Annotated in this window: 14 protein-coding genes; 6 read left to right on the top strand and 8 right to left on the bottom strand. The window is 72.3% G+C overall.

The window, feature by feature from the left end:
• Window positions 1-49: 49 nt before the first annotated feature.
• From AB0J93_RS22795 to AB0J93_RS22820, 6 genes are all read right to left on the bottom strand, one after another.
• The gene (locus AB0J93_RS22795) at window positions 50-793 is read right to left on the bottom strand and encodes an alanyl-tRNA editing protein (RefSeq protein ID WP_363924343.1); all 744 of its coding nucleotides are present in this window, start codon (window positions 791-793) and stop codon (window positions 50-52) included.
• A gap of 119 nt (window positions 794-912) precedes the next feature.
• Entirely contained in the window at window positions 913-1,212 is a 300-nt protein-coding gene (locus AB0J93_RS22800) for an AzlD domain-containing protein (RefSeq protein WP_363924344.1), read from the bottom strand.
• Window positions 1,212-1,919, bottom strand: a complete 708-nt coding sequence (locus tag AB0J93_RS22805; RefSeq protein ID WP_363924345.1) for an AzlC family ABC transporter permease — start codon at window positions 1,917-1,919, stop codon at window positions 1,212-1,214. The genes AB0J93_RS22800 and AB0J93_RS22805 overlap by 1 nt, the downstream gene beginning before the upstream one ends.
• Window positions 1,916-2,887, bottom strand: a complete 972-nt coding sequence (locus tag AB0J93_RS22810; protein WP_363924346.1) for a kinase — start codon at window positions 2,885-2,887, stop codon at window positions 1,916-1,918. The genes AB0J93_RS22805 and AB0J93_RS22810 overlap by 4 nt, the downstream gene beginning before the upstream one ends.
• 130 nt (window positions 2,888-3,017) lie before the next feature.
• A complete protein-coding gene (locus AB0J93_RS22815) occupies window positions 3,018-3,728 on the bottom strand; it encodes a class I SAM-dependent methyltransferase (RefSeq protein WP_363924347.1) in 711 nt (236 codons plus the stop codon).
• Window positions 3,728-5,572, bottom strand: coding sequence for an FAD/NAD(P)-binding protein (locus AB0J93_RS22820; RefSeq protein WP_363924348.1), 1,845 nt, complete (start codon window positions 5,570-5,572; stop codon window positions 3,728-3,730). Before AB0J93_RS22820 ends, AB0J93_RS22815 begins: the two co-directional genes overlap by 1 nt.
• Window positions 5,573-6,330: 758 nt before the next feature.
• Between AB0J93_RS22820 and AB0J93_RS22825 the strand changes: the two genes are divergently transcribed.
• Complete coding sequence (locus tag AB0J93_RS22825) at window positions 6,331-6,903, top strand: N-acetyltransferase (RefSeq protein WP_363924349.1); 573 nt, start codon at window positions 6,331-6,333, stop codon at window positions 6,901-6,903.
• Between the two features lie 208 nt (window positions 6,904-7,111).
• Here AB0J93_RS22825 and AB0J93_RS22830 read toward each other — a convergent pair whose 3' ends face one another.
• Together AB0J93_RS22830 and AB0J93_RS22835 are read right to left on the bottom strand one after the other, a co-directional pair.
• Window positions 7,112-7,420, bottom strand: a complete 309-nt coding sequence (locus AB0J93_RS22830) for a hypothetical protein (RefSeq protein ID WP_363924350.1) — start codon at window positions 7,418-7,420, stop codon at window positions 7,112-7,114.
• 174 nt (window positions 7,421-7,594) lie between these two features.
• Window positions 7,595-7,891 carry a hypothetical protein gene (locus AB0J93_RS22835; RefSeq protein WP_363924351.1) on the bottom strand — a complete coding sequence of 99 codons (297 nt, stop codon included), beginning with the start codon at window positions 7,889-7,891 and terminating at the stop codon, window positions 7,595-7,597.
• Window positions 7,892-7,976: 85 nt separating this feature from the next.
• On the opposite strand from AB0J93_RS22835, the gene AB0J93_RS22840 reads away from it, so the two are divergent.
• From AB0J93_RS22840 to AB0J93_RS22860, 5 genes are all read left to right on the top strand, one after another.
• Window positions 7,977-8,825: a sigma-70 family RNA polymerase sigma factor gene (locus tag AB0J93_RS22840; protein WP_363924352.1), complete on the top strand. Its 849-nt coding sequence runs from the start codon at window positions 7,977-7,979 to the stop codon at window positions 8,823-8,825.
• A gap of 305 nt (window positions 8,826-9,130) precedes the next feature.
• Window positions 9,131-10,060, top strand: coding sequence for an ABC transporter ATP-binding protein (locus AB0J93_RS22845; RefSeq protein WP_363924353.1), 930 nt, complete (start codon window positions 9,131-9,133; stop codon window positions 10,058-10,060).
• Window positions 10,057-10,788 (top strand): ABC transporter ATP-binding protein, encoded by a 732-nt coding sequence (locus AB0J93_RS22850; protein ID WP_363924354.1) that lies wholly within the window; start codon window positions 10,057-10,059, stop codon window positions 10,786-10,788. Before AB0J93_RS22845 ends, AB0J93_RS22850 begins: the two co-directional genes overlap by 4 nt.
• Window positions 10,789-10,795: 7 nt before the next feature.
• Complete coding sequence (locus AB0J93_RS22855; RefSeq protein ID WP_363924355.1) at window positions 10,796-13,963, top strand: permease; 3,168 nt, start codon at window positions 10,796-10,798, stop codon at window positions 13,961-13,963.
• On the top strand, window positions 13,960-16,719 hold the full coding sequence (locus AB0J93_RS22860) for an FtsX-like permease family protein (RefSeq protein ID WP_363924356.1): 2,760 nt from the start codon (window positions 13,960-13,962) through the stop codon (window positions 16,717-16,719). The genes AB0J93_RS22855 and AB0J93_RS22860 overlap by 4 nt, the downstream gene beginning before the upstream one ends.
• Window positions 16,720-16,796 lie beyond the last annotated feature (77 nt).

A 16,796-nucleotide genomic window follows, 5' to 3' on the forward strand; every position in this document is an offset into this window, starting at 1 on the left:
TCGACGGCGAAGGCCGGTGGCGTCACCACCACCGGCCCAACTCCGGGCGTCAGGAACTCAGTTTGATCCGGACCCGCCGGTTCTGCCGGCCCTTGCTCTCGACCTTGGTGACGCTCACCCGCCCGATCTGGCCGGTCGACGCCACGTGGGTGCCCCCGTCGGCCTGCACGTCGAGCCCGACGATGTCGACCACCCGCACCTGAGGCAGTTCCGGTGGTGCCTTGAACTGGGTCCGCACCAGGTCGGGAGTCGCGTTCGCCTCCTCCCGGGAGAGCATCCGAACGACGATCTTGCGGTCCGCGGCGATCTCGGCATTCACCGCGTCCTCCAGGCTCTGTTTGAAGCCCGGCGGGATCTCCGGCAGGTTGAAGTCCATCCGGGCCTCACCGGGCTCCATGTTGCTACCGGTCACCAGGACGTTGAAGTCGCGGAAGACGGTGCCACAGAGCACGTGCAGGCCCGAGTGGGTGCGCATCAGCGAGGTACGGCGGTCGTCGTCGATCGCACCGGTCACCGTGGTGCCGACCGGGGGCACCGGATCCCCGGGCGCAGGCAACAGGTAGAGGTCGTCGCCCTTGCGGGTGCCGACGATCCGCGTCTGCACGCCCTGCCAGATCAGCACGCCGTGGTCCGGCGGCTGACCGCCACCGCCGGGATAGAACGCGGACCGGTCCAGCACGATGCCGTGGTCGGGATCCGCCGGATCCGACGACAGGACCGTGCAGTCCCATTCGCGGAGTGTGACGTCTGCCCAGTCCAGCCGTTGGGTCCGGCCGTGGTGATCAATACCCATAGGTTGATGGGGAGGGCGACCGTCGGCGGCCCGCCACTCCGTCCCCCTTCAGCACTCGTGTGGTCATCTGCACCACGATTATTCGTGCGGTGGACACCGAGGACAAACACCCGGTGGCGCTAAGTGATCAGACGCAGCACGGCCGCGGTACCGGCGCCGAGCGCGACGACCAGTAGGAACGGTGCCCGCAGCAACGCCGCCACCAGGGCGACGCCGAATCCGGCGGCGCGCGCGTCGATCACCAGGTCGTGGCCGGCGGCGAAGGTCTGCACCGCGACCAGGGCAGCCAGCAGCGCCACCGGCAGCAACGCCGAGGCCTCCTGCACCTGTGGCTGCTCCAGCACCGACCTGGGTACGCAGAGCCCGACGAGCTTGAGCAGGTACACCCCGAGGGTGCCCAGCAGGATCGCGGTCCACATCAGCGGTCACCCGCCGAGCGGGCAGCGAACGCCGCGACGACGGCGGTCAACCCGGCCACCAGTACCGGCATCCCGGCCGGCACCAACGGCACCATGATCAGCGCGATCACCGCCGCGGCGACGGCGAGTGCCCACAGCCGCCGGCCGCGCAGTCGCGGCAGCAGCAGGGCGACGAACGCGGCCGGTGCGGCCACGTCGAGTCCGAGTGCTTCCGGGTCGGGCAGCACGTGTGCGCCGAGCGCACCGGCCAGCGTGGCGATGTTCCAGAGGACAAGGACGGAGATCCCGGTGGCCCAGAACGCCAGACGGGCCTCGCGCGGGTCGTTGCGGGCCATCGCCATCGCCGAACTCTCGTCGAGCACCAGGTGCGCGCCGACCAGACGCCGTACCCCGCGAAGCCGCAGCAGGGACGCCAGATTCAGGCCGTAGAGGCTGTTCCGCACCCCCAACAGGGTGGCCGTCGCCGCGCCGGTCAGTGCCCCACCCCCGGCACCCATCACCCCGATCACGGCGAACTGCGACGCACCGGAGAACATCAGCAGCGACAGCGCACAGGTCTGCGCGACGGAGAAGCCGGCCAGTACCGACAGCGCGCCGAAGGAGAGCCCGAGCGCGCCGACGGCCACGCCGACCCCGACCGCGTCGCGGAGGACGGCGGTACGCGCCCGCGGCCAACTCCGATCCGCGATCGTGCCTGTCGTACTCACGTCGGCATCCCTTCGCGTACCTGCTCGCGCAGCTCGGTCAGCCCTTCGCCGCACCGGCTCACGCGCCCGACGGCGGCGGGCACGCTCGGATAGTCGGCGGCGCCGAGGGTGCGGAAAACCCGCACCTTTCCGGGCAGCTCGGCGCAGCGGGCGAGGGCGGCGGCGGTCCGCTCCTCGCCCTCTCGGTGTTCGCCGAGCAGGATACCGAGGTAGGTACCGCTGTGTGCGATGGCCAGCCCTAGGCCGCCGACCTCACGGCACAGCCGACGCATCTGCGCGAAGTCGGCACGGGGATGTTGGTGCACGTGCAACTCGGCGCTGCGGGTGGCGATCCGGCCGACCGTGGTCAGGTCACCGGTGCGCACGGCGGCGGCCAGCTCGTCGAGCAGCGCCCGGTACTCGTGGCGGACCCGCATCGGGGGCAGGGCGGTTGCCCGGTTGAACCGGATCGTGTCGACCATGCCGCCGAGGTCGTGCGCCACGATGGTGAGCGGCGGCAGGAAACCGAGCTCTTCCCGCAGCCGCACCTCTCGATGGTGGTAGCTGACGATGCCCGGATGCATCACCCCGTCGGAGGGCTCCACGTCGCGCAGGAAACCCTCGATCGCCGCGGCGTCCAGGGAAATGCCGATGGCGTCGGCGATGGCCCGGGCGGTGGCCACCAGGTCGGCCGAGGAACTGGCCAGGCCCTTGCCCTCCGGCAGCGCACCGCCGAGTTCCACCACGCCGCCGCCGGATATCCCGTACGTCCGCAGCAGGCGCGTCGCCAGCCGGCGGGCCTTGGTCTTGTGCGCCGGCCGCACCTCGACCTCCGGGCTGTCCGGGAGGTAGTGGAATGCCGCGTGTGCCCACCCGTCCATCGGAAGGGTCACCAGGAAGTGGCGTTCCTCCTCGGGCAGGACACCCTGCAGCAGTTCCCCGAACGTTCCGTTGGCTGTCCCGAAGCCCGTTACCTTCCCCAGATACATCGAGTCCCCGTTTGATTGGTGTCAGTTGTCGGTGAAATGCAGGATGCGCGGTCGGTCGACACCGGCAAGGGCGGCGCCGACCTGCTCGCGTGGGGCCGAGGTTATCCGCGCACTGCGCGGCGCGGACCCGTCACCGCCTGGCCCGCTTCCGAATGGTGAAGGCGAGGCTCTCGTGCTCGTGGAACCAGGGCCGGTAACCGGCGTGCGGAGGCTCCGTCCAGCGCAGCAGTTCCACCGTGGCGACTTCGTCGCTGACCCCACTGGCCGACAAATACGCCGCCAGATCGTCGCGGTCGTAGAACTTGCAGTAGAAATCGGCGTGGTCGAGGTACTCCTTGGGCCCGGTCTCGACCATGCCGGGGTCGGTGACCTGGCAGTCGTTCATGGTCCACATGTTCGCCACGATGTGCCCGCCGGGCCGGCAGATCCGGTACAGCTCCTGGAGCGCCTTGACCGGCTCGGTGAGGTGGCCCAGCAGGTCCCAGCAGAAGATGCCGTCCACGGATTCGTCGGGCAGTCCGGTGGCGAAGACGTCCACCGCGCGGAGGACGACATTGTCGGCGTTCGCCTTGGCGATCACCCGACGGGCGAGGTTCATCGCGTTGACGGACGTGTCGCCGCCGATCACCACCGTCGCCGCCTGCGCCAACGGGGACAGGTTCCGTCCGTCGCCACACGGGAGGTCCAGCACGACCATCGCGTCGTGGTCGGCGAAGAGCTTCGCGGCGTTCACCACGTACGGCACTGGCGGATCGCCCCAGAGGTTGGGGTGCCCGTCGAGCTGATAGGCCTCGTTCCACTGGTGTTTGGCAGCCTCGTCGGCCTCGGCCAGGGTGCTCATCACTGCAGTCCTTTCTGCTTGTGGAACATCTCCGCGACGCAGCGGTGTGCGTCGACGAAAGCGCGGGAGTATCCCGGGGTGGGGATCAGGTGGTTGTAGAAGGTGGCGCCCTCGCACAGCGGCCCGATCAACCAGAGACGGGGATCGGCACCGCCCTCGCCCACCGGATGAAGATTCGCGTCGACGTCGGCGGCGTGCACGACGGCGCTTGCGGGCGCGTGCCGCCGCAGGCGTCCTCGTCGGTACAACGAGCGCACCAATGGGCTGGCCGAGGAGTGCACGGTCGGCCAGGGCGAGCTGCCGGCGCAGAGCCAGTCGGCGTGTTCGCGGTGCACCGTGGCCAGGCGGGTGGAGGTCAGCTCCCAGCGACCGGTGCCGGGGTCGAAGGCGGTGCGCGGCGCGGGCCCCAGCGGAAACCGGATCAGGCCGGCCTCCGCCAGGGTGACCAGTTCGTGGTGGCGATCCTTCTGCGGGCCGACGACGGCCCGGTTCATCAGGGGCACGACCTGCCCGAAGAAGTGCTCCCGGGAGCCCGGGGTGAGCCCTTGGGCGGCGACCGCGTCGCGCAGGAAGTCCCGGACGTCGCGGACCGCCTCCAGGGCGGCCTTGACCGGGCTGCCCAGCACTCCCCGGTCGGCCTCGTCGAGGTCGGCCCGGACGGTGGCCAGCAACCACCGCTGGTACGTGTCGCTGTCGTCCAGGCGCGCGGCGGCTGCGCCGTCCCAGAGTTCGGCGGGATCGATCCCGCCGTGCAGCCGGTCGAGCGAGTCCACCGCGGCGACCAGCTTGCCGTCACCCGCGGCCTCGGCCAGTCCGGCGGCCAACTGCTCCTGCGCGTCCGGTCCGTCCCTGAGCAGGGTGCGGCACCGGTGGTACGCGATCCGCATCTCGATCATCAGCAGCGGCAGGATCGCCCGGTCGACGTCGATCGGCCCGGTGTCGCGCAGTCGGCGCACCGCGGCCCGGGTGAGCGCGATCGGTGGGAAGGCGGTGGAGATCCCCGCCCGGTCCGGCCGGGCCCGGAAGGGCATGCCTGATCGGGAGTACAGCAGTATCCGCGGTTCGGCGCCGCTCGGCTGGTACCGCAGAGCGCCGCTCTGCCGCTCGAACCTCCCGCCGCGTCCGACCGTGAGGGTGGCGATGACGTCCATGGCCGACAGTCCGAAGCCGGCGACCGCGACGGTCTCGTCCGCGCCGATCACGTCCAGCCGCCGGGGCAGCGGGTACGGGTCGGTGATCCGGCGGTGCGCCCCGGCCTCCTCGGCACCGTCCGGCGGCGGTTCGTTGCCGGTGTGTCCGATCGTCAGGAAGGCGTAGTCGGTGCGGACCTGGGTGCCGTCGGCCAGGGTGATGGTCACGCCGCCGCGCTGGTCGGAGTCGAGGTCGACGGCGGCCGAACGGTGCACCGTGACCCGCATGCCGTCGGGAACGCCGCGGCGGACCTCGTCGAAGAACCAGCGCAGGTATTCGCCGAGGACGCGTCGGGGCAGGAAATCGGTGGCCCGGACCGGGCGGCCGGCGGGCCCGAGAGTGTGCCCGTCCTCGGCCAGCCGGAGGCCACGCTCGGTCACCCAGCTGTGCAGATCCGGGCCGACCGGCCCGCAGTACGACCCGACCGACTCGTCGTCGGGATACATGGATATCTCACCGCAGAGCGTATTGAGCAGCAGGTAATCCGGCTGGTCGGTGCCGTGCAGGCCCTGACCGTCCGAGAGCGGGTCGATGATCTCCACTCGGGTGGGCGCACCGGGTACACCGAGTCGGGCGAGCGCGACGATACGCTCGAAGACGCTGCATCCTCTCGAGCCCAGACCAACAATTGCCACCGCATACTCGGACGGCATTCGACTCTTCCCCCGTGACACGAAACGAACGACACGCCGCCACCGCGACGTTCAGAAAGGACTCGCCGCAGCCTCATTCACGGCAGGCGAGCATTCCGGATGAACATTCGACTCACTCCGGCGGGGCGACGCCAACGTGCCCCGAATCTCTCTGGCGAACAGCAAAATCCACATCGAGTGGACGTAAAAATAGTATCCAGCGAATCCTATATCGACGTGACGGCGGTCCGTCAACAGACATCCACATGTTGGACGCGGTCCATGGTGGCGCGTACAGAGACTGTGCACATGCGCATTTGCATTCGCGGTGCGGCAGACATTACCGGCCCGCATCCGGGCCTGTCAATCCCGGTAAATCATCGGGGTGCCGTTATGCAGACATCCTTCAGGTGGCCGGGTCTTTGATCATTAGTAGCAGGCGAGGGATATACCTCGCGGTGCGGTCGCCACTTTCGGGTCGAGTTCCCGGGCTGCCCACCCGGTCGGCGATGTCGATCGCGTCCTCCGCACCACGGTAGCCCCGGAATCCAGGCTACCGGCAGGACCGCGTGCCCGGTCATCGGCAAGACCGAGCGGCGAGCGGCGCAGCCCGCTGAACTCCCACTGGCCGGCCTCAGCCCCCGAAGGTCCGCCTCGCCGTCGTGGTCCTGCCACCGAGACGCTGCGCGACGTGCGGTCAGTGACACGAGCGAGTCCGCCCACCGGCGGAGTCGATAATCGGTCGGCGTGCGACGGCGGAGTGAATAGAGTCAGCGGCTGTGCGACCACCTGACATCACCGTTGCGACCGTGGCGGACCGTGCGCGTGTCCTCAGCTCGCTGGTCGCCTCGTTCCCCGAAGACCCTGTCCTGCGGTATCTCTTCCCTGACGAGGGGACCTACCCGCGATATGCGGCCACCTTCTTCGGGCACCTCTTCGACAAGCGTGTCCAGAAGGGAACTATCTGGACGATAGAGCACGGCGCATCGACCGCCATCTGGGAACCTCCCACAGCCGGAGACGCGTCCTCGGACGACGCCCTCTCCGCTCACCTGCCCGCCGACGCGCTCGCCCGCGTCCGCGCCTACGACCGGGCCGTGCACGCCGCCCTACCGACCTACCCGTTCTGGTACCTCGGTGTCCTGGGCACTCACCCCGACAGCGCCGGTCGCCGGTGGGGCCGCGCTGTCATGGGCGTTGGGCTCAGCCGAGCAGCCGCGGACGGTCTACCCGCGGTCCTGGAGACCAGCAATCCGGCCAACGTCGAGATGTACCGCCGTGCCGGATGGCAGGTCGTACATGCCCTGACCGAGCCCCTGTCCATCTGGGTCATGCAGCAGCAGCCGGCCTGAGAACGGCGACGGCCTCCGTTCCTCCGCCGCCAGACGGTCCTGGTGCCAGCGCGGCAGTTCGGCCAACCGGTGCCAACCAGGTTGACGACGTCGGGTAGCGCGCTCATCGGCGGCTGACAGCGGATGGCCGACCAGGGACTCGGCTGCCGGAAGGACGAGGCGTGCTGGCCCAGTTGGCTCTTGAGGGCATGCCGCCGAGTAGCGACACTTACTCGCTATGAGTGCTAAGGGTCACCGGCACCCGCGTCAACTGAGCGACGAGGTGGCGGAACGACGCGAGCGACGCGACACGCGGATTCGCGCGGAACGGATCGAGCTCGCGATGGCGGAGATGGATGACAAACCGCCGACCGACGACATCGAGTTCGGGCCTGGCCGTGATACGCGGGTACGCCGCGGAGGACTGCCTGGCCTCGGCAAAGGTCGGTGAACCACCTGCCGGGCCGGTCACCTTCGCGACGTCAGCGAGGAGACGAGCGCCGGCATGGCCGACCACGCCCCGCCCGTCGGCCCTCACGATGAGCTCCGCGCATGCTCCGGTGGCCCTCAATCGGCACGTGCCCGTCCGTGCGGCCGACCGCGGATCTTCGACAAGCCAGAGCATCCCAGATCGGAAGGCACTCCCCCTCGAAGGTGTTGGCCAGGATGCAGCCCACGGTCGCGACGAGCAGTCCATTGTCGAGTACGTCGGTCAACGGGAGTACCGCCCCAGTACGGTGGCCGGCTGTGGCGGCACCGGACCGTTCGCCCATCGCGCGATCTCGGTCCGAAAGGCGAGGGCCTCCGGGATGTCCAGAAGCGGGTTGGCGCCGGCGCCAGCCAGTTGCAGGGTCAGCAGGAACTCGGGGCCGTCACCCACCCGCACCGCCGTGTAGTCGATACCGGTCGGCGCTGCCGCCTCGATGGCGGCAAAGAGCTTCCTGAGTGCCTCCTCGACACGTGGGACCTGCGGGGCCTCGGTGTTGAATCGGACGATCTGTAGGCTCATGGTGGCTCCTTACGGGCGTGCCTGTCGGGTAGTGGACCTCTCTCGCCACTCCTGACGCTGAGCACGTATGGAAGGTGACCCGTCCGTGGAACTCGTTGACCAGTTCGAGGCGGCCCGGCCCAGGCTGATGTCGCTGGCCTACCGAATCGTCGGATCGCAACACGATGCCGAGGACGCGGTCCAGACCACGTGGACCCGGGTTCAGGCAGCCGACCCGGCAGAGGTGATCAACCCGGAGGGCTGGTTCACCACGGTGACCGCGCGGCTGTGCCTCGACCTGCTGCGGCGCCGCGAACGACGGGGCGAACTTCCGCTGATCGCCGATGACCTGCCCAGCGAACAGTTGAGCGCCGACGAGGCGTACCTGCGCCGCGAAGAGGTGTCCCGAGCGCTGCTCGTGCTCCTTGCCGAACTGTCCCCCGGGCAGCGGGTGGCGTATGTGCTCCACGATCTCTTCGCGGTGCCCTTTGCCCAGGTGGCCGCCGTGCTGGGCACGAGCGCGGTCGCCGCGAAGAAGCTGGCCAGCCGTGCGCGCGGCCGGATCCGCCAGGCTCCACCGGACGAGCCCGGCCGGAGCGCCGAACACGTCGAGATCATCGAGGCTTTTCTGGCGGCCGCGCGAGGTGGTGACCTCACCCGGCTCGTCTCCCTGCTGGCGCCCGACGCTGTCCGGACCGCCGACCGTCGGCTTCTGCCACCGGGTGGGCAGACCACCGTCCACGGTGCCGCAGCGATCGCTGATGAAACCAGGGCGTTCGCCGACCGGATCGCCGCCGCCGTCCCGATCCTCGTCGCCGGTCATCCCGGTGCGGTCATCGCACCCGGCGGACACGCGTACGCGCTCATCCGCTTCCGCATCGACGCAGGGCTCGTCACCAGAGTCGAGATCACCCCTTACCAGCCCGGCACGACGTTCCTCGACGTCGCGGCCTGACCCGACACCGCCCGCCCCGTCGACCACGTGCCGTGGTGCAGCCAGGACGTACGGCGGGGCGGCGGCCAGGCGGGGTCGGCGGTGCCGTGGTGTGTTTGCGACGGTGGGAACAGGAAAGCCGCCCTGGGGCATGGTCAACGGGGCCAGCGGTTGCGAAACTGCTTCAATCTGCGTCAGCACGGGCAATCGAGGCTCTTGACGCATCAGGTGACCATGCGTTCCGGCCTGGCGACACGACGTGTCCGATCGGGCCTGACCGCTACCCGAGGCTGGCTCGGCGTCGGCACGACCGGACGGAGGACGCAATGTCCAGCACACCGCTGTCCCTGCCGCAGCCATCCGCGCGGGCGCCCGAGTTCGGCCGGGACGCGCTCATCGTCTGTGAGAACCTGGTGCGGATCTACCAGAGCGGTTCGATCGAGGTGCAGGCACTGCAGGGGCTGGACCTGGCGGTGGAGAGCGGTGAGCTGGTCGCCGTCGTCGGTGCCTCCGGGTCGGGCAAGTCGACGCTGCTGTCCATCCTGGCCGGCATCGACGCCCCCACCGCCGGGCGGGTCCGGGTCGACCGGTGGAACCTGCTGGCGATGTCCCGCGCGGACCGGGTGGACTACCGGCGGCACACCGTCGGGTTCGTACGGCAGCAGACGGCGAGCAACCTGATCCCCTACCTGACCGCACGGGAGATGGTGGACCTGCCGATGACGGCGGCCCGTACCGCGAAGGAGGAGCGCCGGGAGCGCGCGGCCGAACTGTTGGACAGCCTCGGTGTCGCCGACTGCGCCGATCGGCGCCCCGGGCAACTGTCCGGAGGGCAGCAGATGCGGGTCGCGATCGCGGTGGCGCTGGCCAACCAGCCGCGGGTCCTGCTCGCCGACGAGCCGACCGGCGAGCTGGACGCCGCCACGTCCGCGGAGGTCTTCGGCGTGCTGCGGGACGTCAACCGGCGCTACGGCGTCACGGTTGTCGTGGTGACCCACGACCCGCAGGTCAGCGGTCAGGTCGAACGGACCGTCGCGATCCGGGACGGGCGCACCAGCAGTGAGGTGCTGCGCCGCACCACCACCAACGAGGTGGGCGACACGCACACGATCGCCGAGGAGTACGCCGTGATGGACCGGGCCGGGCGGGTGCAGGTGCCCCGCGACTTCCGCCAGGCGCTGGCGCTGACCCGACGGGTCCGGCTGGCCCTGGAACCCGACCACATCACGATCCGCCCCTCGGGAAGCGGCGAATGAGCAGCGAGCCGCTGCTGCGCGTGCGTGACGTGCACCGGCGCTTCCGCACCGGACCGACGGTGGTACACGCCCTGCGCGGCGTGTCGTTCGACGTGGCCGCCGGTTCCATGGTGGTGCTCGTCGGCCGGTCCGGCTCAGGCAAGACCACCCTGCTCAACACCGTCGGCGGCCTGGATCGCCCGGACGCCGGCACCGTGCACGTCGACGGCACCGAGGTGACCGCGCTCGACGAGGACGGCCTGTCCCGGCTGCGGCGCGAGAAGGTGTCGTACGTCTTCCAGAGCTTCGGGTTGATCCCGGTGCTGTCGGCCGCGGAGAACGTCGCCGCCCCGCTGCGGCTGGCCCGCGTCGCCCCGGCCGAGCGCGAGCGGCGGGTCGAGTTGCTGCTGGAGCTGGTCGGCTTGGCCGACCACGCCCGGCAGCGGCCGGCGGAGCTGTCCGGCGGCCAGCAGCAGCGGGTGGCGATCGCCCGCGCGCTGGCCGCCTCACCCCGGCTGCTGATCGCCGACGAGCCCACCGGGCAACTGGACGCCGAGACGGGCCTGTCGGTGATGGCCCTGCTGCGCGGGGTGGTCGAATCCGAAGGCGTCACCGCACTCGTGTCCACCCACGATCCGGTGATGATGGCCTTGGCCGACCGGGTGATCCACATCCACGACGGGCAGCTGGACGAGCTCGACGAGGAGGCAGCCGGGCAACCGGCCGAGCCCGTGCCGGACGCCAGGTGACGTGCCGATGCTGAGGCTGGTCTGCCGGCGTGCCCGCGCGCAGTGGCCGTTGCTGGCGGCCCTCATCGGGGTCGTCACGGTCGGTGCGACCCTGCTGGGCACCGGCACCCTGCTGAGCACCCGAACCGCCGAGCGGGCGCTTGAGGTCGCCATGGCCCGCGCCGCCCCCACCGCGGTCGACGTGACCGTCTACACCGGCACCGTCGAGGGCCGGGACGCGCTGTCCGTCGCCGCCGACACCCGCACCGTGGTGGCTGCCGCGCTCGCACCGTTCCCGGTGACCACCACCGCGCGGGCGTCGACGGTGCTGCGGGCGCTGCCGCCCGCACTCGCCCCGGGCACCACCGTCGGAGCACAGGCGTACCTGTCGGGGCTGGACGATCTGCCGGCCCGAGCCGAGCTGGTCACCGGGCGCTGGCCGCACGACCGTGGTGACGCGGTGGTGCTGGAGTCCACGGCCCACCTGCTCGGCCTCACCCTCGGCGAGCGGGTGCGCCTCGGCGCCGAACTGGCCCACGCGCCCGTCCCGCCCATCGACGTCACCGTCGTCGGTGTGGTACGCCCGTTGCCTGGGCGCGGCTGGGACCGCGACCCGCTGGCCGCGGCAGGCTCCGCCCTTGGCCACCAGGACGGCCGCTTCCGGCAGCCGGTCAACGCCTACGGCCCGTTCCTCGTCGACTTCGCCGACCTGGTCACCACCGGTGCCACCGTCGACCGGATGGAGGTCACCGCCCATCCGGACCTGTCCCACGCCAACCGTGGCGACCTGGAGACGGTGGCCGGGGCCGTCCGCAGGGCCGACCGCCGGCTGGCCGGCACCCTCGGCGACCGCGTCCGGCTCGCACGGGTCGCCTCCGACCTGCCGCTGACCCTGCGGTCCGCCGACGACCAACGGCACGTCACCGCCGCCGTCGTGCTCGCCATCGCCGTCCTCGGCGGTGTGCTTGCCGCGACGGCACTCGTCCTCGCCGGCCGGCTGACCGCGGGCATCCGCGCCGACGAGACCGCCCTGCGGTCCGCCCTCGGCACCAGTCGCCGCCAACTCGCCGCCACCGCGACACTCGATGCCGGGCTCGTCGCCACTGTCGCCGCCGCGCTCGCGCTACCGGCCTCGTCGGCCCTGCACGCCGGCCTGACCCACCTTCCTCCGCTGGACGGCGCCGGTCTGACCGTCCGGCCGGCCATCACCGGTGCCCAGGTCCTCGCGGTCGCTGGCGGCGCGCTGGTACTCGCCGCTGTCCTCACCGTCCTGGCGATCCGGCCCGGCCCGACAGCCGGCGACCGGCGCACCCGCCGCGAACTGCTGGCCCGATCCGGCGCCGACGTGATGCTCGCGGTGTTCGCCGCCGCCGGATGGTGGCAGTTGTACGCGCAGCCCTCCGCCGCCAGCCCGCGCGCCGACGCGGTCCGGGTGTTCGCACCGGCGCTGCTGCTCACCGCAGGTGCCGCCCTGGCGCTGCGGGTGATACTGCCCGCCCTGCGCGGAGCTGACCGGCTGGCGTACCGCGCCCGTGGACTGGCGCTTCCGCTGGCGGTCGCCGAGGCCGCCCGCCGGCCCCAGGCGGTCGCCGCCGGGCTGCTCGTCGGGCTGGCCTGCGCCACAGCAACCTTCGGCCTCGCCTTCCACACCACATGGCACCAGTCGCAGCGCGACCAGGCCGCGGTTTCCGTCGGCACCGACCTGGCACTCACCCTCAGCACGGCGCCGGTGGCCGGAGAGGGCGCGGTCGTCGGCGCGGCCACCGCGGGGGCGGTGAGTCCGGCCCTCGACCGTGGTACCGCGGTCGGTCAGTGGCTCGGCACCGCCGGCGATGCGCCGCGCCTGGTCGCCGTCGACACCACCCGCGCCGACGCGCTGCTACGCGGGCGGCTCGACCACGACCGCACCTGGACGGACGTGGCAGCGATGCTCGCCCCACAGACCCGCGCCACCGGACTCACCATTGCCGCCGGTGCCCCGCTCGTACTGAGCGGAACCGCGACCGGCGACACGGCGCTCGCCGTGACGCCCCAACTGCTGCTGCAGGACGCCACCGGTCTGCGCATACCGTGTACCGGTCCCCCGGTGCCGCTCGACGGCCGGGAGCACCGGCTGCCCGCATGCGCGACCACCGACGGACTGCGCCTCGTCGCGGTGTCCCTGCCGGTCACGACGGACCCGGCCGGGTCCGCGGTCGGCGGCCGCACCGCCATAGCCGTCACCCTCACCGTGCCGCCCGCCGGATCGGCTGATGGATCGGATTGGACCGCCACATCCGCGCCGCCGGTCCCGAGCAAATTGCGGGACCCGACCGTGGTGCTCGCCGCCACGCCGACGGGGACCACGCTGCGGATGGCGGCGACCGTCGACCTCGGCGGCGCCCCGGACGCCGCCCGCAACCTCGTCGCCACCGCCTTCCCGGACCCCGGCCCGGTGCCGGTCGCCGTCTCCGCCCGCTTCGCCAGCGAGGTCGGTGCCGACAGCGGCAGCCAGCTCAGCGTCACGGTCGGCACCACGCCTGTTTCGATCGTCGTCACCGAGGTCGTGCCGACCGTACCGTCCGCCCCCGGCGCCGTCGCCGTCCTGGCCGACCTGGACACGCTGTCCCGCGCACGCGCCCTCCTCGGCGACCTGACCTTCCCGGTCGACGCCTGGTGGGTCGGCCACCCAGCCGGTCCCGGTGTCGCCGAGCGGGCCACCGCCCTGCACCTGGGCACCGTCACGACCCGCGAGGCGGAGACCGCCCGCCTCACCGGCGGCCCGCTGCACGCCGCGCTACCGGCCGCGCTCCGGCTCATCGTCCCGGCGGCGGCCCTGCTGCTGCTCGCCGGCGTCGTCCTGCACGTCACCTACGATCTCCAGGTCCGCGCCGTCGAGGTGGCGCGGCTACGCGGCCTGGGAATGTCCCGGCGCGGCATCCGGGCCGTGCTGACCGGCCAGCACGTCGGCGTTCTGCTGCCCCTGCTCGCGGCGGGCGCGGCCGTCGGCGCGCTGGCCACCCGCATCGTCGCTCCCCTGCTCGTACGCTCCGACACCGGCGCCGCGCCTGTCCCGCCCGTCCAGCCACACTGGCCGTGGCCGGCCGAGGCCGCGCTGCTGGCCGTACTGCTGGCCGGATGCCTGCTGGCGGTCGCCGTCGTGGTCATCGGCCAGGTCCGCCGGGCCGACGCCGCGCACCTGCGGGTGGCGCCGTGAACCGGTGGCTGACCCGCCGGTGGCCGGCGCCGCACTGGCCCAGCGTCCGTGGCCGTGGCCGTACCGACGCCGGACCGCTGCTGCTCACCGCCGCCGTCATCGCGGTCGTCGCGCTGCTCGCCGGGGCCGTGCCGGCGCTGCTGCGTGCCGCCGCCGACAACGCCGTCCAGGACACGGTCCGCCGCGCCGGCCACGACTCGAACGTCCTCGTACGCGCCAACTGGGAGCGCGACGACGGCCCGACCGGCGGGCGGTTCCGGATGCCGCGCCTCGCCGAGGACGTCGACAACTTCCGGGACCGGGCGACATACACGCTCGGGCCCGACCTGGACGCCGCGCTGCTCCCGCCCACCACCGTGGTCAGCGGCCCGATCCTCAACATCACCGACGGCAGCGTGCCGCGTACCTTCCAGCTCACCTACCTGGCCGGTGACGGTGGCGGCCCGGACGTGACCTGGATCGCCGGCAGCGCGCCCGGCCCCGCCATCCCCGAAGAGTCCATCGAGATCCCCTACGACGGGCCGCCCTGGCCGGTGCAGGTCGGCCTCTCCGAGGCGGACGCCGCCGAACTCGACCTCGGCCCCGGCGACCGCATACCGGTCGAGGACGGCCAGGGTCGCGACAAAGACGTCCGGATCAGCGGGATCTACCGACCGGCGGACAGCGGCGACCCAGCCTGGCGACTCGCCCCGGCGCTCCTGCGCCCCGTGCCCGGCGCCGACGGCGTGGGCACCACCCGGTTCGCCGGCCTGCTGTCGCGTGAGTCGCTGCCGGACGCCCGGCTCGCCTTCGACGAGGACCAACTGCGACGCACCGTCCACTTCGCCCCCGAACCCGACGCGCTCACCTGGGCCGCCACCGCGACGCTCGGCGACCAGGTGGTCAAGCTCAAGGCAGCCTCCGGCGCATCAGGCGTCCGCGATCAGTCCCTGCGGTACGAATCGCAGCTCGACGCCGTCCTGCGCGACGCCCGTACCCAGATCAACGCCGCCTCCACGCAGGCCGCGGTCCTGCTCGCCGGGATCCTGACCGCCACGGTACTCGTCCTGCTGCTCACCGCCGACCTGCTGGCCCGCCGTCGTACCCCGGCGCTGAGCGCCGCCCGGCAGCGTGGAGCGGCGCTACCCGACCTCGGTGCGGAACTGATCATCGAGTCCACCGTGGTGTCCCTGTCGGCCGCCGCGGTCGGGCTCGCGCTCGCCCGCACGGCCGCACCGGACGCCTCCTGGACCTGGACCGTTCCCGTGGTCCTGGCCGGTGCCGTCGCCGGGCCAGCGTTCGGCACCCTCGCCGCGGCCAGCGCCGGCCACGGCCGGCACCAACCCGCCAACCCGGCCGCTCGGCGCTGGATCCTGGCCACCAGCCAGCTGCGCCGCGCCGCCCTGGAGGCCGCTGTGCTGATCGCCGCGGTCGCCGCCTTCGTCACCCTGCACCAGCGCGGGCTGCTTCCCGTCGCCGCCGACGGCGACACCGGCGAACTGGCCGGCGACCTGGTCCTACCGATCAGCGCCGTGGCTCTGGGCGTGCTCGCCGGCGCGCTCGTCCTGCTGCGGCTGCTGCCCGTCGGAGTGCGGTTCGCGCTCCGACAGGCCCTGCGCTCGCGCCGCCCGCTGGCCGTGTTCGGTGCCGCCCGGGCGGCCGCCACGGCCGGACGCGCGCTGCCGCTGCTGGTTCTGGTCAGCGCCACGGCGCTCGCGTCGTTCGCGCTTGTCGTCGGCACCACCGTCGCCCGGGGTCTGGCCGACGGCGCCTGGAACACCGTCGGTGCCGACGCCCGCCTCGACGTCGGTGCCGACGCCGAGGCCGCGACGCCCGCACTCGCCGAGCGCATCGCTGCCGCACCCGGGGTGGAACAGGTCGTCGTCGCGCAGGTGACCGACTCGTCGCGCATCTTCACCGAATCGACACTGCTCACCCCACGCCTGGTCGTCGTGGACGCCGCCGCGTTCCAGCGCCTGCTGGCCACCACTCCGCTGCCCGACGCGCCAGCGCTGGCCCGGCTCACGACACCCGGTCCCGGCACCGTGGACGTCCCCGTGCTGGTCCGATCGAGCGACGGCGGCCTGCCGGCCGGCACGCGGCTGCAGCTGACCCGGGACGACGCCCCGGCGATCCGCCTCGCCGTGGTCGGTACCGCGCCCTCCGTCGGCGGCGCCGACGACGTCGTCATCGTGGACGCCGCTGCCTTCGCCGGCGCAGGGCTGCCCGCCGTACCCAATACCGTCTGGGTGACCGGCCCCGGCGCGGCGCAGGCGGTGTCGAACAGCGGCGTCGCCGACGACGTCGTGCTGCGCGCGGACGTCCTGCGGGCACAGCGGGTGGCTCCGCTGACCGCAGGGATCCTCCGGCTGGCGTGGACGACCGCCGCGGTGTTGCTGACGCTGGGGCTGCTCGGCCTCACGCTCGCCGCCGCCGCGGGCGCGTCGGAGCGGTGGCAGACCCTCGGCCGCCTGCGGACCCTCGGCCTGCGGCCACGCGACGCCCGCTGGGTAGCCGCCGGAGAACTGCTGCCGCCAGTCGTGGTCGTCGCGGTGTGCGGTCCGCTGCTCGGGGCGCTGCTCGCCCGCCTGACGCTCGGCCCGCTCGAGCTACGGCTGCTCACCGGCCAGGCCGTCGACCCGGCGGCGGTCCTGCCGTGGTGGCTGCTCGGCCTGATGGGCGTGGCGCTGCTGGCGGCGGCCGCCGCGGTCGTACCTGTCGAGTCGGCGCTGCGGCGACGTGACCGGCTGAGCGAGGTGCTCCGCGCCGGCGAGTGAGCGGCCAGTGGTAGATGGGCAGTCATGGGCGGCACCGGGCGATTCGTCCGACCTGTCGGCGTTTGTGGCGCCGGGCC

It is taken from the genome of Micromonospora sp. NPDC049374 (assembly GCF_040677165.1).
Lineage (GTDB): Bacteria > Actinomycetota > Actinomycetes > Mycobacteriales > Micromonosporaceae > Micromonospora.